A 2,026-nucleotide genomic window follows, 5' to 3' on the forward strand; every position below is an offset into this window, starting at 1 on the left:
CCTGACTTTTACAGTTAACAATAGACAAACCCTTGAGACCCACACGGCCGCAAGGGTTTTAGTATTAATTGCATGTTTATTGGCTGTAGTGCTTAAACAATATATCTTATCTTTTTGATGAACCTGGTGAATGCCTCTTGCTTGGATTCAACCTCATAGAAGTCTGTGCCGAATGTCTTTTGTATCAGCTTGTAGTCTTGTGCAATCTCATCTTGTGGTGAAAACACTAGCGTATCCACTAGTTCACCCTTCTTGTTTTTTCTTTTCACGAATGCCATGCTTCCGCCAACATCGTCACAATCCACGTAGCCTCCTCGCTTGACCTTACAGTTGGCTGCGTTAAGGGCTCTGACTATTCTCTCTGAAGATAGCGCCTCCTTGCCCATAGCGTGCTGGGTCATCCTCAAAATCAGCAGTGCTACGAAGCATATCAGGAAATGAGCTTGTATGTGCTTCTTAGTGCTGACATGCACCGGCCGTGCATCGAGTTCAGATTTAAGTATCCTAAAGGATTCTTCGATTTTCCAAAGTCCCGAGTATACTTCTCGTATCTTCGATGCATCGTAGTCCATTTCGCTGGTTATCAGACAGAAGTATCCATCGAACATTGCATCCTTTTCAGCCTTCTCATAGTCTACGGCACTTATCTTCCTTGTGTTGTCAAGGATCTCTCCAGACTCCTTGTCCACAAGGATTTCCTTGGTATATTCCTGGACACCTTTTTTGATTCCGTAAGCGTTGTTTCGGCTGGCTCTATCTGCCAGTGACAGTTTCTCTTCCCGTTTCCTTTTCGACATATCAGCTTCTGCCTTACTCCAGTAGATCAGAGTTTGCCTTTGCCTTGTCTCCTTGCCTTTGTCCTTGTTGAGCCCTGTATAGGTCTCAGTGAAAAGCTTGTACTTATAGGTGCCATCCTTGTTCGATACATACCCAGACTCGTCAAACATTACTTCGTGGTACCGCTTTCCTTTCGTACCCCTGAGAACCTGCGAAACCACATATCCATCACCATTCTGGCAGATGTAGTCAATGTTTGCCGATGAGTTGAGCCCTTTGTCAGCTACTACTATAAGTTTCTCCAGCTTGTACTCCTTCTTAAGTTCTTTCATCACAGGCTGCAGAGTCTTGGTGTCGCTGGTATTCCCAGGAAACAAGGACATGCTTACCGGAAGTCCATTGTTGTCTATGAACAATCCCATCTGAACTATTGGATCCACCCTATGTTCTTTGGAAACCCCACGCTTGCGCAATTCTCCATCAGCATCCGGGAAGTCTATCTCAAAAAAATAGTTAGTCACATCATAGAATGCATACTTGAGGTCACGTCCTATCATTGTCTTTATGCTCTTATCCAGATGAAGTTGCAAAGCCGTGCTGAAGTCAGACATATAGTCCATGGCACGATAGACATCAGGCAGTTCAAGTTCAGGCTTCCATCCGTAGAAAGCGTTCTGCCGCTGCACGCTGGCTCGATTAGAATCAGGGTTGAGCATGCGGTTGATTACAAGATACTTAAATATCTCCTCAATTGAGTAGTCTCCGCGAAATCTTTTTTTCTCGAGATAGGAACTGATGAATTCGGATATTCCAAGATCCTGGTAAACAGCTTCAAGAAATTTGTATCCGTAGTTCTGAATAATGTTTTCTCCTGTATACATCTTTACAGATGAAGGGTGTTCGCGATTTTCCGGATTTGCATCGAAAGCCTCGACCATTCGCATAAAAGCTATTGGATCGGCCTGGTCTTCCAGATATCCGAAACTTTTTATCGTCCGTTGCTTGGGTGGTTGATCAGGCGCAGGGCGATAGCCCTCTACGACACGAATATAGGTTTTCACTTGACCATCTCTGGCCTTTTGCTTGTCACGCTTGATCATGGAAAACACCCCCTCTACTAATTACAAAGCATAACCAAGCATAACATAATAATATTAAAAAAATTGGCATTAAAAAAACCGGAAAGCATTCGTATAACTACTTCCCGGGTCACATGAACTTGTATTTAAATTTTCCTGATGGATCTATA

The 2,026-nt window shown here is 43.6% G+C and carries 1 protein-coding gene; it reads right to left on the reverse strand.

The window, feature by feature from the left end:
* Positions 1-92 precede the first annotated feature (92 nt).
* Positions 93-1,877 carry an IS1634 family transposase gene (locus tag T472_RS04145; protein WP_023388629.1) on the reverse strand — a complete coding sequence of 595 codons (1,785 nt, stop codon included), beginning with the start codon at positions 1,875-1,877 and terminating at the stop codon, positions 93-95.
* Positions 1,878-2,026 lie beyond the last annotated feature (149 nt).

The sequence above is a fragment of the Youngiibacter fragilis 232.1 genome (assembly GCF_000495435.3).
Classification (GTDB): domain Bacteria; phylum Bacillota; class Clostridia; order Clostridiales; family Clostridiaceae; genus Youngiibacter; species Youngiibacter fragilis.